Consider the following 25,439-nt stretch of genomic DNA (forward strand, 5'->3'; position numbering starts at 1 on the left):
GAAAAACTTTGTATATAAAGAAAAATTATATTTATTTTGCATTATCAATTATTTAATCATTTAATTCTATGAAAAATCTAAAATTAGGAATTTCAGCATTGGCGCTTACTGTTGCCTCTACTGTTTTCGCACAGACTACCAACAATCCGTGGTTAATCGGGGTTGGTGCTCATGCAGAAAACCACGTAGCAGCGAGAGGTACTTTCAGTAATACGTTCTCTGCTAACAATTTGACAAAGAACATGTTCAATGTGAACAACTTCTCTATTACACCTCCATTGTCTAAGTTAACAGTTGCTAGAAATGTTGGTAAAGGTTTAGTAATTGACTGGCAGACTTCTGTTGGGAATGTTGAAAACAAAAGATTCAACATGGGGAAAGAATTTTTCCTAATGACAGGTCTTGGTTTCCAGGCTCACGCTGCAGGTCTTTTATGGAACGAAGAATCTTGGTTTGATCCATATTTAAGAGTTGGTGCTAACTACTTAAGACATGACTATACTGCTCTTACTTTCCCAAGAACTGCTGTTGACGCTAACGGTAATCCAATCGAAAACATTGTTAACGGAAAAGACGGTAATGAGAATGGTAAAGCTAACCACTTTACTGTAGCTACAGGTGCTGGTGCTAACTTCTGGGTAACTAAGAACTTCGGTCTTGGTGTTCAAGGAGATTATGTATCAACTCCAGGTGACCACTCTACAGTGGCTAACTTCTGGCAAGCTTCTGCTTCTATCTTATTCAGATTCGGAAACAGAGACAGAGATAAGGATGGTATCCTAGATAAAGATGATCTTTGTCCAGATACTCCAGGTCTACCAGAATTCCAAGGATGTCCTGACACTGACGGTGACGGAGTTCCAGATAAAGACGATCAATGTCCAGAAGTGGCTGGTCCAGTTGAAAACAACGGATGCCCTTGGCCAGATACTGACGGTGATGGTGTAATCGACAAAGATGACGCTTGTCCTACAGTAGCAGGTCCTGCTGAAAACAACGGTTGTCCTTGGCCAGATACAGACGGTGACGGTATCTTAGATAAAGATGATGCTTGTCCTACTGTTCCAGGTCTTCCTGAATACAACGGATGTCCTAAGCCAAAAGATGTAATCGCTAAAGAAGCTACAGGAGCTCTTAAAGATATCTTATTTGATTTCAATAAGGCTACAATCAGACCTGAATCTAGCGGTAAATTAGATCAAGCTGCAACAATCATTAAGCAATCTAACGACGGTACATTCTTAGTAACAGGTCACACTGATAAGAAAGGTGCTGATTCTTATAACTTGAAACTTTCTAGACAAAGAGCTGCTTCAGTAGTTGGTGCTCTAGAAGCAAGAGGTGTAAGTGCAAATCAATTAAAATCTGTAGGAGTTGGTGAAAGAGACGCTACTGTTTCTGAAAAAGCTTCTGATGCAGAAAGAATTGTTGATAGAAAAGTAGTTGTTGAGGCTGTTAATGGTGCTGCTTGGGATGCACTTAAGAAATCTGATCTAGACGTTGTAGAGAAGAAGACTGTAGTGAAAAAAGCAAAAAAAGCTCCAGCTAAGAAAAAAGCTGCTGCTAAAAAGAAAAAATAATTAATTTTTCTAAATAATGAATACCTCCAATTTTTTTGGAGGTATTTTTTTTTTGTTGACTTTTGAGTAATTTTGTTGGAAATATAAAAATTAAAATGGGAAGAGCATTTGAATATAGAAAAGCTTCTAAAATGGCCAGATGGGATAAAATGGCCAAAACATTCTCCAAAATAGGTAAAGACATTGCATTAGCTGTAAAAGCAGGCGGAACAGATCCTGAAGCCAATCCGGCGCTGAGAAGATGTATCCAGAATGCGAAAGGGGCAAACATGCCTAAGGACAACGTAGAACGTGCGATTAAGAAAGCGAGCGGTGCCGATGCAGAGAACTATGAAGAAATCACGTATGAAGGCTATGGGCAAGGTGGTGTTGCTTTTTTTGTAGAATGTACTACAAACAATACAACAAGAACTGTAGCGAACGTGAGAGCTGTTTTTAACAAGTTTGATGGTAACCTCGGGAAAAATGGTGAATTGGCATTTATCTTCGATAGAAAAGGAATTTTCACACTTGATTTGGCTCAGATCAAAATGGATTGGGATGATTTTGAAATGGAAATGATTGATGGCGGAGCAGAAGATGTAGAAAAAGATGAAGAAGAAGTAATGATTACAACTGCTTTTGAAGATTTCGGTTCTTTATCACACAAATTAGATGAGCTGGGTATTGAAGCGAAGAGTGCAGAACTTCAAAGAATTCCAAACAATACAAAAGAAGTAAATGCGGAACAGTTCAAAGCTAATATGAAAATGCTTGAGCGTTTCGAAGAGGATGATGACGTTCAAAACGTTTACCACAATATGGAAATCACAGAAGAGCTGATGGACTCTTTATAAAAAATAATATAGCATTCATATACAGTTAACTTTCAATTAGTTTCTTTGTACAAAACTATGAAAAGAAACGTTGAATTAGTTGTTATATCGGATGTTCATTTGGGAACTTATGGATGTAAGGCTAAAGAATTGTTGAGATATCTCAATTCTATCCAGCCTAAAACTTTAGTTTTGAACGGTGATATTATTGATATCTGGCAGTTTAAAAAGTCTTACTTCCCTAAACCTCATTTGAAAGTAATCAGAAAGATTCTTTCATTGGCAACCAAGAATACAGACGTCTATTACATCACGGGTAATCATGATGAAATGTTTCGAAAGTTCACAGATTTTGAACTTGGGAAACTTAAAGTCTGTAATAAAATCTGTCTGAATATTGATGAGAAAAAAACCTGGATATTTCACGGTGATGTTTTCGATGCATCCGTCCAGCACTCAAAATGGATTGCCAAACTTGGCGGAAAAGGATATGACCTCCTGATTATTATCAATAATGTTGTAAATTGGTTCTTAGAAAAAATGGGTAAAGAGAAATACTCGTTTTCGAAAAAGATCAAAAACAATGTGAAAAAAGCGGTAAAATATATCGGAGATTTTGAACTTACAGCTTCTGAGCTGGCTATTGACAATAATTATGATTATGTAGTTTGCGGACATATCCACCAGCCACAGATACGTGAGGTTGTTAATAAAAAAGGATCCTGTACTTATTTGAATTCGGGGGATTGGATTGAAAATCTCTCTGCCTTAGAATACAATAATAAAGAATGGACAATTTTTTATTATGACGAGCATAAACATTTGCTGAAAGATGATGAAGTGGAAGAAATTCAGGAAATGGATAATTCTGCTCTTTTAAAAATTGTAACCAACTTTTCCTAGATGAAGATTTTGTACGCATTCCAGGGTACTGGAAACGGTCACATTGCCAGAGCACAGGAAATTATTCCTCTTCTCAAAAAATATGCATCTGTTGATACACTGATCAGTGGGCACCAATCGCAATTAAAGGCTGATTTTGACATCAATTTCCAATACAGGGGTATTTCCCTTCTTTATAACAAAACAGGAGGTTTATCCTACCGAAAAACGTTTACAGAAAATAAATTCTTTGAAGCAGCCAAAACAATAAGAGAATTGGAGCTTTCACAATATGATTTAATCATTAACGATTATGAGCCTTTAACAGGCTGGGCTTCCAAACTGAAAAAACTTCCGATGATAGAGCTTAGCCACCAGGCTTCCATGAGTTTTCCGGAAACACCAAAACCCAAGAAAAAGGATTTTCTGGGAGAAATGATTTTAAAATACTATGTTCCCAGTGAAAGGAAAATAGGGTTTCATTTTGAAAACTATCATCCTCAGATCAAAAAACCTGTGATCAGAAAAAAAATCAGAAACCTTAATCCTTATAAACAGGGATATTATCTTGTATATCTTCCCAGTTTTGCTGATGAAAATATCATCAAGGTTTTAAGAAAAATTCCTGTTGAATGGAAAGTGTTTTCAAAATACAGCAAAGTTCAGGTCAAAGTAAAAAATGTGGAAGTATTTCCTATTGATGAAAGCCAATATCTGAAATATTTTGAAGGCTGTGAAGGGATTTTATGCAATGCAGGTTTCGAATCTCCTGCAGAGGCATTGTTTATGGATAAAAAACTGTTCGTGATTCCCATCCATAATCAATATGAACAGGAATGTAATGCATGTGCTCTTGACAAAATGGGAATACCCAACTCCAAGGTTTTAAATCTTCAGGAAATTATGGAATGGGTTGCTTCTGATCATCATCTCAGAGTAGATTACCCGGATGATATTGAAGATATTCTATTGAATGAGGTTTTAATTCTTTAAAAATATATCATCCACATCGCTCATTCTCATCATTACAGATCTTGCGTAAGAACAGTGTGGGTATACTTTCCAGTTGTTTTCTCTTGCAAATTTGATGGCTTCTTCCACTAAGAATTTTCCCATTCCTCTGCCTTCAAATTCAGGGTGTACCAATACAAAAGAGATAATCAGTTTATGATCTTCAGGAAAAATAGTATAGGTAAGCCTGCCTACTTCTTTTATTTCATTATTTAGGGTAAGAACTCCGCCGTTTCCGGATTTATTGTTTTCAAATTTCATGATTCAGGACTTTAATAATAAATATACAAAAATTGCACCGAGCTTTACATAAGCAATAAGCAATAAGCAATAAGCAATAAGCAATCGGGAATGGTCGATTCTGATTGACAATTCACTTGCGAAGCAAAATTGACGATTGACTTTTAATTGTCTTTTCCGGTGTAATAGTTGTAGTCTTTGATAATTACATTGATAAACTGCCTTTCCGTCATTTTAGTAGCATCTATTTCCAGTTTCAGGATACTTTTAATTTTATTGGATAGTTTATTGATAATCTGGCGGTCGTCTACTTTTAACGCTTTGGTGTAGTTATCTTTGATGATTCTCATATCATTATCACTCAAAGCAATGACTTGCGGAAAAGAAGGGATATAATCTTCATGGATATTTTCCAGGATTGTATGCGAGATATTGATGTTGTTTTTGAGAGAAATGACAGCGGTTCCGGAAGCAATGTCCCCTAAGCGCTGGTTGTTTTTAGAAACAATCATAGAGATAAGTCCTATAACTCCGGCGAATGAAACATCAACAATTCTGAAAACCCAGCGGATCATATAATCTGCAAAACTGGCTTGGTAACCGTCAATCTTTACCACTTTGATTTTCATCAGCTTTTTGCCGGGTGTCTGGCCTTCCATTAAACTTTCCAATACAAGCGGATAAATGTAAATAGGAAAAGTAAGGATAAGATATACAGCTCTTATAGACCATTCATCAAGGCCGTCTAATAAATATCCCAAGTCAAAAATATTGAAGAACAAATACAGGGTAATCACTACATAAGCTATCCTGATCAGAAGATCAATAATGAAGGCAAGCATCCTTTCTCCTACGCCTGCAATATTAAAATTAATATTTACATTTTGTGAGGTATTTATCGCAATTTGAGACATATTTTTTATTATTTTAGCCTTAACAATTATGAGAGAAGTTTATTTCATTAAACAAAATAAAGAAAAATGGTTGGGAATAGAACAGGTTATTCAAGGGAAAATTAAAAAAAATCCTGATGACCTGTCTTCGTTATATATAAACCTGATCAATGATCTTTCTTTTGCCCAGACCTATTATCCGAAAAGTAACACTACTGTTTACCTTAACCATCTATCTGCACAGATTTTTCAAAAGATTTATAAAACAAAAAGGGTTGAGGAAAACAGGCTTGTTTATTTTTTCAAAACGGAAGTTCCGTTGCTGATGTATCAGTACAGGAGATATCTGATGTATGCTTTTCTCTTTTTTATTTTGTTTACGTCAATAGGTGTACTTTCTGCAATCTATGATAAAGGCTTTGTAAATATTATTCTGGGTGAAGGATATGTGAATGAAACTGTTGAAAATATTAAAAATAATAATGCTGTAGGGGTTTATCAGAGTGGAAGCACATGGGGAAGTACCATCGGGATTATTTTTAATAATATTCAGGTAGGAGCGAAACTGTATATTTACGGAATTGCAGGAGGAGTAGGAACATTGTTTGCATTGCTTTCCAACAGTGTGATGCTGGGAGCTTTCCAATACTTTTTCTATGATTATGGAGCATTGAAAGACAGTGCCAGAGGAATATGGCTTCACGGAGTTTTTGAGATCTTTGCCATGGTGGTGGAAGCGATGTGCGGACTGATCCTGGGAGCTTCTATTTTATTTCCGAGAACGTTTTCAAGGTTTAATTCTTTTAAAAAAGGATTTAAAGATTCATTTAAAATATTTTTAAGTACTATTCCTTTCACCATCTGTGCAGGGATTATAGAAGGTTATGTTACAAGACATGCTTTGAAGATGCCTTTGTTTCTGAACCTGGTCATTATTTTTGGCTCATTGGCAATTATAGGATTCTATTATTTTGTATACCCGTCTATTGTCAACAAAAAAACTAATAAATACATCAATGATACAATTTTATAAAAAAAGAGATTTTGGAAACTTTATCAGCGATAGTTTTAATTTCTTCAAATTATATGGGAAGAATTATTTTAAGAACTATATTCTGATCAATGGCTTGCTTTTGATCTTAATGGTAACCGTTGTGATCTTCGGATATAAAGAACTCTTTTCGCAGATATTCGGGTCTAATCTTGGAGGAGAAACGTATTATTTTGAACAGTATTTTTCGGATAACGCCGGCATGCTGATTACAGTAGGATTACTGACTTTTCTGCTTTTCATGGTTCTGATGATTGTCAATTATCTGTATCCTGTTTTTTATTTAAAAAGAATTGCAGAAGGTGCAGAAAAAATAAAAGCAGATGAGATTCTGAATGATTTTAAAAGCAATGCAGGGAGAATAGCGAAACTGTGCCTTGGAATGATTTTTATTGTTACTCCAATGGTATTGTTTGTCGTAGGATTTTCTTATATCCTCATTTTCATTATTATCGGATTGTTTCTGATACTGCTTCTCTACCCAACGATATTTAATTTTACTACATTTCTGATGTATGATTATTTTAATTCGGACAGAGGTTTCTGGGGAAGCTTGAGCTATGCTTTACGTTCTCAGTTTTCTTACCCGAATGGTAGTGAAAAATCACCATACTGGAAATATTGGGGATCTGCATTTGTGATGTTTATTATTATTTATATGATAACATCCATATTCACATTGATCCCGATGATGTTTTTTTACGGATCACTTCTTACTTCTACACCAGACGGAAATTTTGAGCAAAATCCTTTTACCGGAACTGCCGGAATTTTGTTTTTTGTATTTTATGGAGTTTCAATGCTGATTTCATTTTTTCTTTCAAACCTGATGTATGTGAATGCAGGACTGATGTATTATGACAGCAGAACAGATCTTCACCAGAAAGTAGAATTGGCAGAAATAGACACTATTGGAATCAATGAATAGAATTTTCTTTTTTTTACTGCTTTTTCTCTCTCTTGGGCTGGTTCAGGCTCAGGACGATAATCCTGCTGATGAATATCTGGGGGATTCCCTGTATACAACCGGGCATTACAGAAATATGCTGCGCGCAGATTCTGTACTGATGAAAAACCCGGTATCGGAGAACACCGCCTATCCGAAAACATTCAAAGAAAATATTCCATCAAGATATAAAGGAAATGAATTTGACTATTCTGTATCAAAGCCAAGAGAATCTTTCTTTCAAAAGCTGATGCGGAAGCTCAATCAGATTATACAGGGGATTTTCGGGGAAACTGCATTGAATAAGTCAGCAGAATTTACAACGGTCCTTATCCGGCTGTTTGCTATCATTCTTGTAGGTTTTCTGCTTTATTTTATCATTAAATATGTCATGGGAAAAGACGGGAGTTTTATTTTTGGTAAAAAGAATAAAAAACTGGATATCAATGTGCAGGAACTCCATGAGAATATCCACGAAATCAATTTCCCTGAAAGTATTGCAAAATTTGAGATGGCGGGAGATTATCGTTCGGCAGTTCGTTACCAATTTCTGTTTATCCTTAAAAAACTTAGTGATAAAAAGCTGATCAACTGGAATCCGGAAAAAACCAATAAAGATTATGCTGCAGAGTTGAAAGCTCCTCATCTGAAAAATGACTTCTCTAATCTTTCTTATATTTTTGATTATGTCTGGTATGGAGAATTCAGTATTGAAGAACAGAGCTACCAGAAATTTAAAAACCAATATCAGGCATTTAAACCCTAACAATAGTAACCATGAATAAAACTTTCAAAACATATGCTGTAATTTTCGTCATTGTGATGATTGTTCTGGCATTGCTTGAAGTTAACAAAAAAGAAACGACAGACTGGCGCAAGAATTTTGACATTAATGAAAAGTCTCCGTTCGGACTATTTGTTTTTAATAATGAAGCTAAAAATCTTTTTAAAAATAACCTTAAGAAGATTGAACAGGCACCTTACGAATACTACAGTCAGCATAAAAAGGATCCTCACAATATTGTTGTTATTGAAAATAATCTTGACAAAGAGTCCTGGAATAAAATTCTGACCCAGGTATCTGAAGGTTCTGATGCATTTTTAATGGTAGCTCGTATGCCTAAAGAAATTTCAGACAGTATAGGATATTATGATTCCGAAATCTCTTTTGAAGAGGAAAATGTACTGAAACTTACAGACAAAAAATATCAGAATGATTTTATTAAGTTAGATAAGTTTCCGTCAGGAAGAGGATTTTCATTCATTAAACCTAAAGTTGAAGTACTTGGAAAAACTGTGGAAAAAAAGAATACTGACCAAGCCAACTTTATCAAAGTGAAGTTTGGGAAAGGATATATTTACGCTCATACTGAACCCCTCTTTCTGACCAATTATTATCTTCTGAAACCCGGGAACGTAAAATATACACAGGATGTGTTTTCATATCTTCCGGATAGAGAAACCCTTTGGTTTGTATCCAAAAAAAGTTCAACATCACGTTTCTTCATGAGATTTGTATTGTCAAATCCGGCTTTAAAGTATGCTTGGTGGGTGTTTTTGGGTGGACTTATTCTTTTTATTTTCTTTAATGCAAAAAGAAAACAGAGAATAGTACCTGTAACAGAGCCACTAAGGAATACTTCCCTGGATTTTGTAAAAAGTATTGGAAATCTGTATCTTCAGGAAGGTGATTTTCATGATATGATGGCAAAGAAAGCTCAGTATTTTCTGAACAAAGTGAGAATGGATCTGTTGATAGATACCCAGAATTTAGATGAAGAATTTGCAAAAAAACTACAGCTGAAAACCGGGAAAACCATGGAGATGATTAATGAAGCGATAACGCTTGTAAAAAAAGCTCAGGACCCTTACGCCAGTGTAATGAAGGATGACCTTACAAGGATCAATAAACTCCTTGATGAAATATTTAAATAATACAACAATATAATGATGTAACAATTACCAATGCTAATGATGACTTTTCCAAGGAAAAGATTTAATTATTATATTGACACCCATTGTTAGATCGGCAAATTAAAATTTATTATGGAAAACTTTGATAACCCTAATATAGAAAACCCAAGCTCTATAAACCTTAATAAACAGGAAGAGCAGTTTCAGTCGAGAATAGATATGATTGAACTTCGTGCAAGCCTGGAGAAAGTAAAATCTGAGATCGGAAAAGTAATTGTAGGGCAGGAGAAGATGATTGAGCATCTTTTGGCGGCATTACTTTCAAACGGTCACGTTCTTATTGAAGGAGTTCCGGGAGTAGCGAAGACAATTACTGCAAAATTATTAGCCAAAACCATTGACGTAGGTTTCAGCAGAATTCAGTTTACTCCGGATCTTATGCCTTCCGATATTTTGGGAACATCCATATTCAATGTGAAAAATTCAGAATTTGAATTTAAAAAAGGACCTATTTTCTCCAACTTTATACTGATTGATGAGATCAATAGGTCACCTGCCAAAACGCAGTCTGCATTATTTGAAGTAATGGAAGAAAGACAGATCACCATGGATGGTACCCGTTATATTTTAGAAGAGCCTTTCCTGGTTATAGCTACACAAAACCCTATTGAACATGAGGGAACGTACAGACTTCCGGAAGCTCAGCTGGACCGTTTCTTATTCAAAATCAATGTAGGATATCCTAATCTTGAGCAGGAAATAGCGATCATTAAAAATCAGCACGAAAGTAAAAAAGAAGATAAAACAGAAGGGATAAACCGTGTTATCACAGCTGAACAATTGAAAAACTACCAGCATCTGGTAAAAGAAATTATTGTGGAAGCTCAGCTGATGGAATATATCGCTAAAATTATCATCAATACCAGAGAAAATCAATTCTTATATCTGGGAGCTTCACCAAGAGCATCACTGGCGCTTCTTACAGCATCAAAAGCATTTGCAGCGCTAAGAGGAAGAGACTTTGTAACTCCTGAAGATATTAAAGAAGCTAGCTACGCTGTTTTAAGACACAGAGTAATCGTATCTCCTGAAAGAGAAATGGAAGGTCTTACCGCAGATGAAATTATCCGGCAGATTTTAGAAGGAATAGAGATTCCGAGATAGGTAGCAGGTAGCAGTTAATGAATGGTTCTAAGTTAATTTAGTGCAAAATATTACATATGGCAAATTTTAAAGAGCTTTTAGTTTGGCAGAAGTCTATTGTTTTTGTTACTGAAATTTATAGGATTACTGAAACATTTCCCAACACCGAAATCTACGGATTAATATCACAAATAAGGAGGGCGGCTGTTTCTATACCCTCCAATATTGCTGAGGGAAACTCGAGAAGAAGCAAACCTGATTATCTGCAATTTTTAAAAATATCAAGAGGCAGTTGTGCAGAAGTGGAAACACAATTAATTATTTCAAAAAATCTTAATTTTTTTAATTATAGAAATATCCAAAATGTTGAACGGGCTCATTAATTCCCTACAATAATAATGAATGTGAAAAAGCTAATGAACGACCACCTAAAACCTTGCATCTGCAACCTGCAACCTAACCAATGAAAAACTTATACATCAATACACGTTTCTTTTTTACGCTCATCGGAGTGGGGATTCTGTATGTCCTGACATTTTTCTTTCCAGTGCTGATGTGGGTAGCCCATATCGCGCTCCTGATTTGCTTTCTTGCGGTAATGGTAGATTTTCTGTTGCTTTTTAATCAAAAGAATGCATTACAGGTTCAAAGAATTTTGCCGGAAAAACTGTCCAACGGAGATGAGAATTTTGTGAAAATTGATATTAAAAATAATTACAGCTTTACCATAGCCACTAAAATTATTGATGAAATTCCGTTCCAGTTTCAGAAAAGAGATTTTTTGATCGAAAAACAGATCGTTTCAGGAGCGAATACCTTCTTTCAATATTCATTAGAACCTAAAGAAAGAGGAGAATATCATTTCGGAGGTTTAAATGTCTATGCATCATCACCATTGGGCTTCATCTCAAAAAGATTTATTTTCCAGAAAGATGCTATGCTTCCTTCTTATCCATCCTTTATTCATCTCAGAAAATATGAGCTTATGGCCATTCAGAGTGAATTTTTATTAGGCGGAATCAAGAGAGTCAGAAAGTTGGGACACACTATGGAATTTGAGCAGATCAAAGAATATGTTCCCGGTGATGATATCAGAACGATCAACTGGAAAGCAACATCCAAGACCAGCCGTCTGATGGTAAACCAGTTTCAGGATGAAAAATCTCAGCGTATTTTTATGCTGATTGATAAAGGAAGAACCATGAAAATGCCTTTCAACGGATTAAGTTTACTGGATTATTCCATCAATGCAACCATGGCATTGTCACATATTATCTTAAGAAAAGGAGACAGAGCCGGAATGATGACCTTTTCCAAGAAAGCAGAAAATAAAATTGCTGCTGATAACAAATCCGGACAGTTGAAGAAAATTTCTGAAGCACTTTATAATATTAAGACAGATTTCTTTGAAAGTGATTTCAACCGTTTGTATCAGGATGTAAAATATTCCATCAATCAAAGAAGTTTAATTCTGCTTTTTACCAACTTTGAAACACTGGACGGGCTCAACCGACAGCTGAAATATCTTCGCGGAATTGCTAAAAACCATTTGCTGGTAGTTGTATTCTTTAAAAATTCTGAACTGCAGACGCTGATTAACAAAAATCCTGAAAATATGCAGGAAATCTATGATGAGATCATTGCTGAAAAATTTGAGTTTGAAAAGAAATTGATCATTCAGGAACTTCGTAAGTATGGAATCTATACCGTATATACACTTCCGGAAAATTTGAATATTGACGTTATCAATAAATATCTGGAGATAAAAGCAAGAGGAATTTTATAACTTTGCATAAGCAATAAGCAATAAGCAATAAGCAATAAGCAATAAGCAATAAGCAATAAGCAATAAGCAATAAGCAATAAGCAATAAGCAATGAAAATTACACTTAACAGAATAAACGACGATTTTTTATTTGAATGTACAAATGCTCAGGGAAATTCTATTCTTTTGGATAATACTTCCCAGCCGGGAGCAAAAGGAGTTTCTCCAATGGAAAGTGTACTGATGGCTGTGGCAGGCTGCAGCGGAATTGATGTAGTTTCTATTTTAAAGAAGCAACGTCAGAACATTACAGGCTTTCAGGCAGAGGTGGAAGGAGAGAGAGTACAGGTAGACGATGCGAAACCTTTCAAGACTATCAATGTAAAATTTCTTTTAGAAGGTGAAATTGATCCTAAAAAAGCATCAAAAGCTGCTGAATTATCTTTTGAAAAATACTGTTCCGTATCAAAAACTTTAGAACCGAATGTAGAAATCGGATATGAAGTATACGTGAATGGAGAGAAAATTTAATCTCTTATTTAAAACATAGAAAAAGCCGGATGATTCATCCGGCTTTTTTATTACTTATTACCTATTGCTCATTAGAAGGTAAGTCTTGGTTTTATTAGTTTTGCCACAGTGGCAGTCCATCCGGTCTGATGGGAAGCTCCTACACCACGGCCGTTATCCCCGTGGAAATATTCAAAAAACGTAATATAATCTCTGAAATGTTCATCATAATTGAACTTTGGATTACCTCCATTGAAAGCCCGTTGCCCATGCTCATCCTTTAAAAATATCGAACAAAGTCTTTTGCTGATATTCTGAGCTACTTCATCAAGATTTCTTTTATCTCCACTACCCGTTGGAAGTTCTACTTTAAGACTGTTTCCATAATAATAATGAAAGCGCTGAAGGCTTTCCACAATCAGGAAATTGATAGGAAACCAAATAGGTCCGCGCCAGTTGCTGTTTCCGCCAAACATTCGGCTGTCACTTTCTGCAGGAGTATAATAAACCATATTTTCATTACCATGCACGGAGAAAACAAAAGGATTTTCTTCATATACTTTAGACATGGCACGGATTCCGTAAGAACTTAGAAACTCATTTTCATCAAGCATTCTGGTCAGAACCTTTGTCAGTCTGTTTTTGCGGAGGATGCTCATCAGGTGTTTTCTTCCATGGCCTTCCTCGTCCCAGTGAGAAACAAGTTTAGTAAGCTCCGGTTTATTTTTTAAAATCCATTCCATTCTGCTTCTGAAATTCGGCATCTTTTCCAATAGACGATGGTCCACTATCTCAACAGCAAATAATGGGATCAAACCTACAATACTTCTTAATCTCAAAGAAACACTGTCTCCGTTTCCAAGCTGTAATACATCATAAAAGAAACCGTCTTCTTCATTCCACAGGCCTTTCGTTCCTTCACCCAGGTTTTCCATAGCTTCAGCGATATAAAGATAATGTTCAAAAAACTTGATCGCCATATCTTCATACACCTGATAATACTGGGCAAGTTCCATAGCAATTCGCATCATATTCAATGCATACATGGCCATCCAGCTTGTTCCGTCTGCCTGTTCGAGGTGCTGACCGTCTTTAAGTTCTATATTCCGGTCAAAAGCTCCAATATTATCGAGACCAAGGAAACCGCCTCCGAAAATATTTTTACCGTTTTTATCCTTTCGGTTCACCCACCACGTAAAATTCAGCAGCAGCTTCTGGAATACCTTTTCTAAAAATAATAAATCCGGCTTTCCGTTATTTTTTTCATCAATTTTAAAAACACGGAAACATGACCATGCATGTACAGGCGGATTCACGTCACTCATATTCCATTCATAGGCAGGAAGCTGTCCGTTGGGATGCATGTACCATTCTTTGGTAAGCAATAAAAGCTGTCCCTTGGCAAATTCTGCATCTATGATAGAAAAAGGTACACAGTGAAATGCCAGATCCCAGGTAGCATACCATGGATATTCCCATTTATCAGGCATGGAAATAATATCCTTGTTGTGAAGGTGGTTCCATTCCGTATTTCGTACATATTCATTGAAATTTCTCGGAGCTTCAAAGTTAGGATCACCTTTCAGCCATTTTCCAATATTGTAATGATAGAATTGCTTATTCCAGAGAAGCCCGGCAAAAGCCTGTCTCTGAACATTTCTCTCATCCTCATTGACGGTATCATTCTGAATATCGTTATAAAATTCTTCAGCTTCCGCTTGTCGCGTATTGAAAATAGTATCAAAATTTTCAAAAGGTTCATCTGTTTCATCAGGACATAATCTGAATTCAAAAATTTTAGATTCTCCTGCTTCTACAATTTCATCAATCAGAAAAGAAGCTTTTGTACCCTTTTTTTCAGGGTTTACAGTGTTTCCTTGACGAATAATGAAATTATTGATGCCATCTTTGAAATACATATTCTCCGTTTTAGGAGTTCCGTAAAGTCTGGATGTATTTGTTTCATTGTCACAAAATATGCTTTGTGCATTTGAGTTTCGGGAATAGATTTTTTTGATAGAAATACTGTCATGTCCAATGTTAATACTTCCGTCATGAGAAGCATTCAGTTCTCCTTTATAAGTATTGTATCCCCATTTCCAGTTGTTTCTGAACCAGGCAGTAGGAGCCACTACAATGGGAGCATCATGCTGGCTTCGGTTACAGACAGTTACTCTGGCCAGAATATCATTGTGATCAGCTTTACAGTATTCAATGAAAATATCAAAATATTCATCGTTATCAAAAATTCCGGTATCGAAAATCTCATATTCCGGCTCCTTTTTACTCCGTCTTCCGTTTTCAGTAAGAAGTTCATCATAAGGAAACTCATTGATTGGGTATTTATACACCATTTTCATATAGCTATGAGTAGGTGTATTATCCAGATAATAAAATATTTCTTTGATGTCTTCACCATGATTTCCCTGTGGGTTGCTCAATCCGAAGAACCGTTCTTTTATCATTTTATCTTTCCTGTTCCAAAATGAAAAAGCAAAACAGAACAACTGTTTTACATCAGAAATTCCAGCTATGCCTTCCTCTCCCCAGCGGTAAGCATAGCTTTCGGCGTTATTATGATTGGTAAAATCCCAGGCATTCCCGTTTGAGCTGTAATCTTCACGTACATTTCCCCACTGTCGGTTGCTTACATAAGGTCCCCAGTTTTTCCATTTGGAATCTTGTAATCTTTCTTTTTCGGCGGTCATATCTCATCATTTTTCCATACGAAGTTAGTTTTTTTGAAAAATAATTCCAATTTTTTTCATCTGAACAATTATTAATATGGTTTTGAAATACTTGTATTTAAGGGCTTTTTTAAATATTAAAATAATTTTTTTTTGAAATTAAAAGAAAAGAACTACCTTTGCACCATTCGTTCATTCAAATATTGAAAATGTTATCAAGAAAGGTTGAGGGATTAGACCCTATGAAACCTTAGCAACCCTTTGCGCAAGCAGAGAAGGTGCTACGTTCTACCAAAGTATTTTGGACAGATAACTTACTGAAGTTCTTTTCAGCCATTTCCTGTGGCATTTTCAATTGTATTTGTATTAAAATATAATAGAATTGAAAACAGAACTAAACTATATAAATCTTTCGTATCAAACCAATTCCCAAAAGGAATACCATATCCCGTTAAGCTATCAGCTTTTTGGGAAAGATCTGTTTACAGCACCCATTATTTTAATCAATCATGCACTTACCGGAAACTCAGATGTATCCGGAGAAAAAGGTTGGTGGAAACAATTGGTAGGAGAAAAGCAGATTGTTGATACTGATCAATATACAGTTCTGTGTTTCAACATACCCGGAAACGGTTATAACGATTTTTTAATTGAAGACTATGAAGATTTCACGCCTTCGGATATTGCTGCGATATTTCTGAAAGGACTTGAAGCTTTACATATCAAAAACCTATATGCCATTATTGGAGGCTCTCTGGGAGGAGGGATTGCCTGGGAAATGCTTGCCAAGCAGCCGGACCTCGCAGAAATATTTATTCCCATAGCTTGTGATTATAGAACACACGACTGGCTTCATGCACAATGCCTGGTTCAGAAATTTTTATTGAATGATAAAGAGGAACCATTACAGAAAGCAAGAATTCATGCTATGCTTTGTTACAGAACGCCACAGTCGCTCAATGACAGATTTCAAAACCAATATAATCAGGAAAAACAACGCCTGGAATCAGAAGACTGGTTGATTTATCATGGTAACGCACTAAACGAAAGGTTTAGTTTAAAAGCTTACAGGCTGATGAATCATCTCTTGATGAATATAAATGCTGATGAAACAGCACTGGAGAACATACAGGCACGAATGCACATGATCTCTGTAGATACAGACTTATTCTTTCCGGCTTCTGAAATCCGAATGTGTTTTGAAAACTTAAAAGAGAAAAATAAGGATGTTTCTTATCACGAGATCCAATCTATACACGGGCATGATGCCTTCCTAATGGAATATCAACAATTAAATAATATCATTAAAAACATTTTATAGAAGTAATGAAAAATGCTAACGAAATAAAATTTTTGAAGAACAGATCAATCATCAAATTTGAAGGAGAAGATTTCCTGGGAGAAATCGGAATTGACGGACGAATTTTTAAAGCGCTTACTTTAGCGCGCATCAGTGTAGGAGTAATTTCCCAGCAAGCCGTAGAGAACGGAATTTCTATCCTGGTTCAGGAAAATGATGCAGAAAAAGCAGTAGCATGTCTTATTGATGAATTTGAAGCAGAAAGAAAATCAGGAAAAGTTTCCCAGATTTACAGTATCAATAATGTTTCTGTTATCGGTTTTGTAGCAGAAGATTTCAATAAAGTCTTTGCTGAACTGGCAAGAAACAATGTTTTCCCATTGCTTTTGAATCAGGTGGCAGGAGAAAACAGAGTCAACATCGTAGTAACTTCTTCACAGGATGAAAAAACAAAAAACATCATAGAATCTGAAATTTTCAAAAAGCCAAAGACCGTTCATCTGGCGATCATCGGACACGGAAATGTAGGAAAAACCCTGATAGAGCAGGTACTAGAATCTTCTGAAGAGATTAAAAGACGTAAGAAAATAGATCTTAAAGTAGTGGCAGTAGCCAATTCAAAGAAAATAGCTTTCAACAAAAAAGGATTTGATGCGAATTGGAGTGATGAGGTTTTGACAGCAGAACATCCTTCAAGTGTTCAGGAGCTAATTAATTTCTCAAATGAAAATCAACTAGAGAACCTTATCGTTGTAGATAACACGGCAAGTAAGGATTTTGTGAAAAACTATCATGCGTTGGCAGAAAACGGATTCGATCTGGTTTCTTCAAACAAGATTTTTAATACCCTTCCGATTGAAGAATACAGAAAACTAAGATATACGTTGAATAAAAACAACAGACGTTATTTGTATGAAACCAATGTGGGAGCAGGTTTACCATTAATTGACACCATCAAATTATTACACCTTTCAGGAGAAAATATCACAAGAATCAAAGGAGTATTTTCCGGAACATTGAGCTACGTTTTCAATAATTTTTCTTTGAGAGAGGATAAATTCTCAACCATCATCAACGAAGCATTAGAAAAAGGATACACAGAACCTGATCCAAGAGAAGATTTATCAGGTAATGATGTAGCAAGAAAACTATTGATTCTGGCGAGAGAATTAGACTTAATCAATGAATTCGGAGATATAAAGATTCAAAATCTGGTGCCGGAAAGTCTGCTCGAGGTTTCAAAATCAGAATTCCTTTCCAGACTTGAAGAATTGGACGAAGAGTATCAGAAAATAAAAGAAAATCAGGAACCTGGGCATGTATTGAGATATGTAGGTGATTTGCATGGTGATCTGCAGAAAGATAAAGGTGAATTAGATGTAAAACTGATTTCTGTTCCGGCAACTTCAGCTTTAGGCCAATTAAAAGGTTCTGATTCAATCTTTGAGATTTACACAGAAAGCTATGGTGAAAATCCTATCGTTATCATGGGAGCCGGAGCCGGAGCACAGGTAACAGCCAGAGGAGTATTCGGAGATATTTTAAGAGTAAGTGAAACGAAATAATATTTAATGTAACAATCTAACAGTTTACCAATATTGATTATTGTCATTCTGAGCATAGCAAAGAATATCATTGTTGCACTGTTAGACTGATACATTGGTAAATTGACAAATTAAAACTATATGGAAAATTTTGAAACATCAGCAATAAGAACCCAGACTGAAAGAACCCAGTTTGATGAGCATTCTACACCATTATATCTTACCTCCAGTTTTATATTTCAGGATGCGGAAGACATGAGAGCAAGCTTTGCAGAAGAAAAACCAAAAAATTTATACAGCCGCTTCTCTAATCCAAACGTAACAGAATTTACAGATAAGATTGCTAAGATGGAAGGTGCGGAAGCAGGATATGCCTTTGCTACAGGAATGGCTGCTATTTATTCTACATTTGCTGCTTTATTGAATGCTGGAGACCATATCGTAAGCTGCCAGTCAGTTTTCGGATCTACACATACTTTATTTACTAAGTATTTCCCGAAATGGAATATTGAAACTTCTTACTTCAAAGCAGGAGATGCAGAAAATGTAGAACAGTACATCAAGCCCAATACAAAGATCTTATATCTTGAAACTCCTACCAATCCGGCTATTGAAATTCTGGATCTTGAATTCTTCGGACAGATCGCGAAAAAACATAATCTTATCTTTATTGTAGATAACTGTTTTGCAACACCTTATCTTCAGCAGCCAATCAAATACGGTGCAGATATTGTTGTACACTCAGCAACAAAACTGATTGATGGCCAGGGAAGAGTGCTAGGAGGAATAGCAGTAGGAAAAGAAGACTTAATCAGAGAAATTTATCTTTTCGCAAGAAATACAGGACCTGCATTATCTCCTTTTAATGCCTGGGTATTATCAAAAAGCCTTGAAACATTGGCTATCCGTGTAGAAAAACACTGTGAGAATGCATTGAAAGTAGCTGAGTTCTTAGAAAGCCATCCCAACGTGGAATTAGTAAAATACCCTTTCCTGAAATCCCATCCAAGTTATGAAGTAGCCAAAAAACAGATGAAGCTTGGAGGAAATATCGTAGCATTTGAAATAAAAGGAGGAATAGAAGGAGGAAGAAACTTTTTAGACAAGATACAAATGTGTTCGCTGTCTGCTAACTTAGGTGATACAAGAACGATCGTTACTCACCCGGCATCCACTACACACTCCAAACTGTCAGATGAAGAAAGAAATGAAGTAGGTATTACCGCAGGATTGGTTCGCTGTTCAGTAGGTTTGGAAAATGTAGATGATATTATTGCAGATCTTAAGCAGGCTTTGGATTAACTCAATAATAAAGGACTTTAGCCAAAATAGATAAAAATGAAAAATTCAGAAAAATTATATAAAGCTTTATCCGAAAGAATTTTAATTCTTGACGGAGCCATGGGAACAATGCTTCAGAGATATAAATTCGAAGAAGAAGATTACCGCGGAGAGCGTTTCAAAGACTGGGAACATCCGGTAAAAGGAAACAATGATCTGCTTTCTCTGACTCAGCCTCAGGCGATTGAAGAAGTTCACAAGAAGTATCTGGAAGCAGGAGCAGACATCATTGAAACCAATACGTTTTCAGGAACTACAATCGCAATGGCAGATTATCATATGGAAGACCTTGTATATGACCTGAATTACGAGTCAGCAAAAATTGCAAGAAAAGCCTGTGATGAGTACACTGCGAAAAATCCGGATAAACCGAGATTTGTAGCCGGATCTATCGGGCCCACGAACAGAACGGCAAGTTTAAGTCCTGATGTGAATGATCCCGGATACAGAGCCATCACTTTTGAAGAATTGAGAGTAGCTTATAAACAACAATGTGAAGCACTGCTTGACGGAGGTTCAGATATCCTTTTGGTAGAAACCATCTTTGATACTTTGAACGCAAAAGCTGCTTTATTCGCCATTGATGAGCTGCAGGATGAAAGAGGAATAAAAATCCCAATCATGGTGTCAGGAACCATTACGGATGCTTCCGGAAGAACATTGAGCGGACAGACAGCAGAAGCTTTCCTGATTTCAGTTTCCCACCTGAATTTATTAAGCGTAGGTTTCAACTGTGCATTGGGAGCAGATCAGCTGACTCCTTATCTTGAAACACTGGCTCATAATTCAGAATTCTACGTTTCAGCTTATCCGAATGCAGGTTTACCGAATGCTTTCGGAAAATATGATGAAACTCCTGAAGATATGGCAAGACAGATCAAAGAATATGTGGAAAAAGGACTGATCAATATTATCGGAGGATGCTGTGGTACAACTCCTGAACATATTAAAGCGATTGCTGAGCTGGTAGAGAAATATGAGCCAAGAAAATTGAAGAAATTTGTGTGATTTGATAGATTTTTTTAATTAAAATCAAGAATGAAGGCTGAAATATAAATGTTAACTTTAAGTAAACCACAAAGTTAAACATATGGAAAAGCCAATTTATTTAAAAAATTCGGAGGATGTCAGATTATTTAATGAGCTGAGAAAGAAAGTGAACCAAAGAGTAGAAACCATTTCTGAGAACAGAGATATCTACATTCAGATCAAAGCGGTTATTCTGCCGCTGGTCTATATTGGTTTATATTTTTTGGCTCTTGTGAATGCCGAAAAACATTGGATCTATATTCTGAGTTTTGTTTTAATGGGAATTTCTTTGGTTTTAATTTATTTAAACTTAATCCACGAAGCAGCTCATAACAATATCTATAAAAGTAAAAGACTGAACGGGCTGGTTCTTCACATTTTTGATTTTATAGGAGCCAATTCCTATATCTGGAAAAAAAGACATATCGCAAGCCATCATGCTTACCCGAATGTAGACGGATGGGACACAGATATCGAACAGAGCGGATTGCTTTTAATTGTACCATGGATCAAAGCGAAAGGAGTACAGAAGTATCAGGATAAGTTCTTCTTTTTAGTATATCCGTTGTATTTGTTCAATTGGATGTTTATAAGAGACTTCAGAGACTTCTTTGATAAGGAAAGAGTGATTTTGAAAACCCAGGGGAAAATACCCGTTATTGAAAAAGTGAAAATGATAAGTTATAAGCTGTTCTATTTCTTTTATCAGATTGTGGTTCCTGTGGTGTTCTTTAAAGTATCAATAGGATTGGCTTTAGGAGCGTGGTTTTTACAGGTAATTTCAGCAAGTATTTTTGCATTGTTTGTTTTACTGCCTTTGCATCCGCTTCCTGATAATGCCTTTCCGAAATTAAATAAAGAAAAAGGTCTTCCATTCAGCTGGCTTCGTCATCAGTTTGAAGTGACCAATGATTTAAAAGAAAATAACTGGTTAGTAAGAAATGTGTTGGGAAATTTCAATTTTCATGTAGCCCATCATTTGTTTCCCAATTACAGTTATATGTATTACAATGAGATCACAGAGGAAATTGAGGAATTTGCTAAAGAACATGGTTTAGCTTACAAAAGATTTCCGTTGATTACAGCTTTAAGCAAGCATAGGGATTTATTGAAGCAGAATGCCAATAATGCCTACTATATTTTAGAAGAATAAAATGAAATATTTAAGATTATCAGGCCTTGAGCCTCTTATCATAACGCCGGAGAGTAATTTCATCAATGTTGGTGAAAGGACTAACGTTGCCGGTTCTAAAAAGTTTTTAAGACTGATCAAAGAGGAAAAATTCTCTGAAGCATTGGATATTGCCCGCCATCAGGTAGAAGGAGGTGCCCAGATTTTGGATGTCAATTTTGATGATGGATTGATTGATGGAAAAGCATCCATGATCAAATTTCTGAACTTAATTGCCTCTGAACCGGATATCGCAAGAATCCCGATCATGGTAGACTCTTCCAAATGGGAAATTCTGGAGGCTGGTCTTCAGGTAGCTCAGGGAAAATGTGTGGTAAATTCTATCAGCTTGAAAGAAGGTGAGGAAGAATTTATCAAACATGCAAAAGCAATTAAAAGATACGGAGCTGCAGTCATTGTAATGGCATTTGATGAGGTAGGGCAGGCTGACAGTTTTGACCGAAGAATTGAAATTTCAAAACGTTCTTATGATATTTTAGTCAACCAGCTTGGCTTTCCGGCAGAAGATATCATTTTCGATTTGAATATCTTTCCGGTGGCAACGGGAATGGATGAGCACAGAAGAAATGCCATCGACTTTATTGAAGCTACGCGCTGGGTAAGACAAAATCTTCCTTATGCATCCGTGAGTGGAGGAGTGAGTAATGTTTCCTTCTCTTTCCGTGGAAATGATACTGTGAGAGAAGCAATGCACTCTGTTTTTCTTTACCACGCCATTCAGGCAGGAATGAACATTGGTATTGTAAACCCGGCGATGCTGGAAGTTTATGATGAAATCAATAAGGAATTACTTGAGCTTGTAGAAGACGTAATCCTGGATAAAAGAGAAGATGCTACAGAAAGACTTCTTGACTATTCAGAAAAACACAAATCGGTCAAAAAAGAAAAGACCGAAGACTTAGAATGGAGAAACAATCCATTACAGGAAAGAATTACCTATGCATTGGTAAAAGGTATCGACCGTTTTATTGAAGAAGATGTAGAAGAAGCAAGACAATCAGCTGCGCGGCCACTTCATGTTATCGAAATTAACCTGATGACCGGGATGGGAGTAGTAGGAGATTTATTCGGAAGTGGAAAAATGTTTTTGCCTCAGGTAGTAAAGTCTGCAAGGGTAATGAAAAAAGCCGTAGCTTATTTACAGCCTTTCATTGAAGCAGAAAAAGACGGATCAAGACCGGCTAATGGAAAAATATTAATGGCAACAGTAAAAGGTGACGTACATGATATCGGAAAAAATATTGTGAGCGTTGTTCTGGGTTGTAACAACTATGAAATTGTTGACCTTGGAGTAATGGTTCCTGCCGAAAAGATTATCCAGACAGCCATTGCAGAAAAAGTAGACGTAATAGGATTAAGCGGACTGATTACACCAAGCTTGGATGAAATGGTGTATATCGCTTCAGAATTAGAAAGACAAAACTTAGATTTTCCTTTATTAATTGGTGGTGCTACAACTTCAAAGGCACATACCGCTGTGAAAATCGATTTAAAATATAAAAATGCAGTCGTTCACGTGAATGATGCATCAAGAGCAGTAAACGTAGTAAGTTCATTATTGGGTGACAGAAATAAAGAATATGTTTCGGATCTAAAGAATGACTATTCTGATTTCAGAGAAAAGTTTCTGAACAGACAGGTAGATAAAGATTATGTATCCATTCAAGAGGCAAGAGAAAATCATTTTAAAATTGATTGGGAAAATGAAGATATTTTCACTCCGAATATGGTAGGAATAAAAGTAATCGAAAATCAGGATCTGAATGAACTTCTTCCTTTTATCGACTGGTCCCCGTTTTTCAGAAGCTGGGATCTCCATGGAAAATATCCTAATATCTTGGAAGATGAGGTAGTAGGAGCTCAGGCGAAAGAATTATTCAAAGATGCCCAGGTTATTCTAAAGAGAATTTTAGATGAAAAGCTATTGACAGCAAAAGCAATCTTTGGAATTTTTAAAGCGAATTCCAACGAATCTGATGATATATTAATTTTTGATGAAAATAATAATGAGCAGACGAAGTTTTTAACCTTAAGACAGCAGGCTCAGAGATCAAAAGGAAAAGATTATCTCGCTCTAAGTGATTTCATCGCCCCTCAAAGCTCTGGAAAAACAGATTACGTGGGAGCATTCTGTGTAACAACCGGATTTGGAACCGATGAACTGTCCAATGAATACGAAAAAGCCAATGATGATTATAATTCTATCATGGTGAAAGCCCTGGCAGACCGTTTTGCAGAAGCCTATGCCGAATTTTTACACAAAAAAGTAAGAACAGAATACTGGGGATATGCCAATCAGGAAAGTTTAAGCAACGAAGAGCTTATTGCCGAAAAATATAAAGGAATCCGTCCGGCACCAGGTTATCCGGCTTGCCCAGACCATCTGGAAAAGAAAACCATCTGGGATCTTCTGAAAGTAGAAGAAAATACAGGCGTTTTCCTTACAGAAAGCCTTGCGATGTTCCCGACAGCATCTGTTTCAGGATACTATTTTGGAAGCCCGCATGCCAAATATTTCGGATTAGGAAAAATTACAGAAGACCAGCTTAAAGATTATGCAGCAAGAAGAGGTTGTAGCATCCAGGAAGCAAGAAAATGGTTGTCACCCAATTTAGCAGATTAATATTGACATGAAGATAACAGAACACATTAAAAACGCAAATGGAAAAACTTTATTCTCCTTAGAAGTTGTTCCACCACAGAAAGGAATCGGGATTGAAGACCTGTACACAAATATAGATCCGTTGATGGAGTTCAAACCACCTTTCATTGATGTTACGACATCAAGGGAAGAATATATTTACTTGGACAAAGGAAATGGCCTCATGGAACGTCGTATTACAAGAATGCGTCCGGGAACTTTAGGAATTTGTGCTGCTATTCAACATAAATATAATGTGGATACTGTTCCTCATCTTCTTTGCGGAGGTTTTACGAAAGAAGAAACAGAATATCTTTTGGTAGACTGTATGTACCTTGGAATTGATAATGTAATGGCCCTAAGAGGAGATGCTATGAAGGGACATCAGTATTTTGAGCCTACTCAGGGAGGACATGCTAGTGCTATGGATCTTGTGGACCAGATCAATAACCTTGGAAGAGGGAAGTATCTTCATAATGAAGAGCAGGTTTGTGATGAATTGAATAAGTTCTGCATTGGTGTTGCAGGATATCCGGAAAAACATATGGAAGCACCTTCCATGAATTACGACCTGAAATGGTTGAAACAAAAAGTAGATGCCGGAGCAGATTATATTGTTACTCAAATGTTCTTTGACAATAAAAAGTATATAGAATTCGTTCAGAAAGCAAGAGAAATGGGAATTACAGTTCCGATTATTCCGGGAATCAAACCTATTGCAACAAAGAAACATTTGAAAATCCTGCCGCAAGTATTCAAAATAGACCTTCCCGAAGAACTCATCAATGAGGTAGAGAACGCAAAAAACAATGAAGCTGTAAAGCAGATCGGAGTAGAGTGGGCCATTGCACAATGCAAAGAGCTTCTGGATTTCGGAGTTCCTGTTCTGCACTTTTACTCAATGGGAAAGAGTGATAACATCAAAAAAGTAGCCGGTGAGCTATTCTAATAAAAG

At 36.3% G+C, this 25,439-nt stretch carries 22 protein-coding genes and 1 riboswitch; of the genes, 19 read left to right on the forward strand and 3 right to left on the reverse strand.

Translation table 11 applies throughout. The features are described from left to right. The first annotated feature begins 68 nt into the window (after positions 1-68). The 4 genes from KIK00_RS17915 to KIK00_RS17930 all read left to right on the forward strand — a co-directional run bounded on the left by KIK00_RS17915 (position 69) and on the right by KIK00_RS17930 (position 4,270). Positions 69-1,580 (forward strand): OmpA family protein, encoded by a 1,512-nt coding sequence (locus KIK00_RS17915; RefSeq protein ID WP_255813691.1) that lies wholly within the window; start codon positions 69-71, stop codon positions 1,578-1,580. Between the two features lie 95 nt (positions 1,581-1,675). Then, positions 1,676-2,416: a YebC/PmpR family DNA-binding transcriptional regulator gene (locus tag KIK00_RS17920; RefSeq protein ID WP_047380661.1), complete on the forward strand. Its 741-nt coding sequence runs from the start codon at positions 1,676-1,678 to the stop codon at positions 2,414-2,416. A 57-nt stretch (positions 2,417-2,473) separates the two neighbouring features. Next, positions 2,474-3,298 (forward strand): UDP-2,3-diacylglucosamine diphosphatase, encoded by an 825-nt coding sequence (locus tag KIK00_RS17925; RefSeq protein WP_255813692.1) that lies wholly within the window; start codon positions 2,474-2,476, stop codon positions 3,296-3,298. Then, positions 3,299-4,270, forward strand: a complete 972-nt coding sequence (locus KIK00_RS17930) for a glycosyltransferase family protein (protein WP_255813693.1) — start codon at positions 3,299-3,301, stop codon at positions 4,268-4,270. It begins immediately after the preceding gene. Here KIK00_RS17930 and KIK00_RS17935 read toward each other — a convergent pair. Continuing rightward, on the reverse strand, positions 4,259-4,549 hold the full coding sequence (locus KIK00_RS17935; protein ID WP_223598580.1) for a GNAT family N-acetyltransferase: 291 nt from the start codon (positions 4,547-4,549) through the stop codon (positions 4,259-4,261). The two genes, KIK00_RS17930 and KIK00_RS17935, sit on opposite strands and share 12 nt — an antisense overlap. Positions 4,550-4,692: 143 nt before the next feature. Then, complete coding sequence (locus KIK00_RS17940; protein WP_255813694.1) at positions 4,693-5,442, reverse strand: RDD family protein; 750 nt, start codon at positions 5,440-5,442, stop codon at positions 4,693-4,695. A 28-nt stretch (positions 5,443-5,470) separates the two neighbouring features. On the opposite strand from KIK00_RS17940, the gene KIK00_RS17945 reads away from it, so the two are divergent. From KIK00_RS17945 to KIK00_RS17980, 8 genes are all read left to right on the forward strand, one after another. Beyond that, positions 5,471-6,454 carry a stage II sporulation protein M gene (locus tag KIK00_RS17945; protein WP_255813695.1) on the forward strand — a complete coding sequence of 328 codons (984 nt, stop codon included), beginning with the start codon at positions 5,471-5,473 and terminating at the stop codon, positions 6,452-6,454. Next, positions 6,438-7,400: a DUF4013 domain-containing protein gene (locus KIK00_RS17950; protein ID WP_255813696.1), complete on the forward strand. Its 963-nt coding sequence runs from the start codon at positions 6,438-6,440 to the stop codon at positions 7,398-7,400. Before KIK00_RS17945 ends, KIK00_RS17950 begins: the two co-directional genes overlap by 17 nt. After that, positions 7,393-8,184 carry a DUF4129 domain-containing protein gene (locus tag KIK00_RS17955; RefSeq protein WP_255813697.1) on the forward strand — a complete coding sequence of 264 codons (792 nt, stop codon included), beginning with the start codon at positions 7,393-7,395 and terminating at the stop codon, positions 8,182-8,184. Before KIK00_RS17950 ends, KIK00_RS17955 begins: the two co-directional genes overlap by 8 nt. A gap of 11 nt (positions 8,185-8,195) precedes the next feature. Then, positions 8,196-9,353: a hypothetical protein gene (locus KIK00_RS17960; protein ID WP_255813698.1), complete on the forward strand. Its 1,158-nt coding sequence runs from the start codon at positions 8,196-8,198 to the stop codon at positions 9,351-9,353. Positions 9,354-9,464: 111 nt separating this feature from the next. Next, on the forward strand, positions 9,465-10,496 hold the full coding sequence (locus tag KIK00_RS17965; RefSeq protein WP_370647714.1) for an AAA family ATPase: 1,032 nt from the start codon (positions 9,465-9,467) through the stop codon (positions 10,494-10,496). Positions 10,497-10,552: 56 nt separating this feature from the next. Then, positions 10,553-10,858 (forward strand): four helix bundle protein, encoded by a 306-nt coding sequence (locus tag KIK00_RS17970; RefSeq protein WP_255813699.1) that lies wholly within the window; start codon positions 10,553-10,555, stop codon positions 10,856-10,858. 80 nt (positions 10,859-10,938) lie between these two features. After that, positions 10,939-12,261, forward strand: coding sequence for a DUF58 domain-containing protein (locus KIK00_RS17975; protein WP_255813700.1), 1,323 nt, complete (start codon positions 10,939-10,941; stop codon positions 12,259-12,261). Positions 12,262-12,351: 90 nt separating this feature from the next. Next, on the forward strand, positions 12,352-12,771 hold the full coding sequence (locus tag KIK00_RS17980) for an OsmC family protein (protein ID WP_255813701.1): 420 nt from the start codon (positions 12,352-12,354) through the stop codon (positions 12,769-12,771). 71 nt (positions 12,772-12,842) lie between these two features. On the opposite strand, the gene KIK00_RS17985 is transcribed toward KIK00_RS17980, so the two are convergent. Further along, positions 12,843-15,458 carry a glucosidase gene (locus tag KIK00_RS17985; RefSeq protein ID WP_255813702.1) on the reverse strand — a complete coding sequence of 872 codons (2,616 nt, stop codon included), beginning with the start codon at positions 15,456-15,458 and terminating at the stop codon, positions 12,843-12,845. A 188-nt stretch (positions 15,459-15,646) separates the two neighbouring features. Further along, a riboswitch (SAM riboswitch) is annotated at positions 15,647-15,753 on the forward strand. A gap of 66 nt (positions 15,754-15,819) precedes the next feature. Here KIK00_RS17985 and KIK00_RS17990 point away from each other — a divergent pair. The 7 genes from KIK00_RS17990 (at position 15,820) to metF (ending at position 25,433) form a co-directional block, all read left to right on the forward strand. Then, the gene (locus KIK00_RS17990; protein ID WP_255813703.1) at positions 15,820-16,758 is read left to right on the forward strand and encodes an alpha/beta fold hydrolase; all 939 of its coding nucleotides are present in this window, start codon (positions 15,820-15,822) and stop codon (positions 16,756-16,758) included. A 5-nt stretch (positions 16,759-16,763) separates the two neighbouring features. Beyond that, positions 16,764-18,302: an ACT domain-containing protein gene (locus tag KIK00_RS17995; protein ID WP_255813704.1), complete on the forward strand. Its 1,539-nt coding sequence runs from the start codon at positions 16,764-16,766 to the stop codon at positions 18,300-18,302. Positions 18,303-18,422: 120 nt separating this feature from the next. After that, complete coding sequence (locus KIK00_RS18000; protein ID WP_255813705.1) at positions 18,423-19,583, forward strand: O-succinylhomoserine sulfhydrylase; 1,161 nt, start codon at positions 18,423-18,425, stop codon at positions 19,581-19,583. 36 nt (positions 19,584-19,619) lie between these two features. Next, positions 19,620-20,630, forward strand: coding sequence for a homocysteine S-methyltransferase family protein (locus tag KIK00_RS18005; RefSeq protein WP_255813706.1), 1,011 nt, complete (start codon positions 19,620-19,622; stop codon positions 20,628-20,630). An 82-nt stretch (positions 20,631-20,712) separates the two neighbouring features. Then, complete coding sequence (locus tag KIK00_RS18010) at positions 20,713-21,804, forward strand: fatty acid desaturase (protein ID WP_255813707.1); 1,092 nt, start codon at positions 20,713-20,715, stop codon at positions 21,802-21,804. Position 21,805: 1 nt separating this feature from the next. Beyond that, positions 21,806-24,466, forward strand: a complete 2,661-nt coding sequence (gene metH, locus KIK00_RS18015) for a methionine synthase (protein WP_255813708.1) — start codon at positions 21,806-21,808, stop codon at positions 24,464-24,466. Between the two features lie 7 nt (positions 24,467-24,473). Further along, on the forward strand, positions 24,474-25,433 hold the full coding sequence (gene metF, locus KIK00_RS18020) for a methylenetetrahydrofolate reductase [NAD(P)H] (RefSeq protein WP_123320601.1): 960 nt from the start codon (positions 24,474-24,476) through the stop codon (positions 25,431-25,433). The last annotated feature ends 6 nt before the right edge of the window (positions 25,434-25,439 follow it).

The organism is Chryseobacterium sp. MA9, assembly GCF_024399315.1.
Lineage (GTDB): Bacteria > Bacteroidota > Bacteroidia > Flavobacteriales > Weeksellaceae > Chryseobacterium.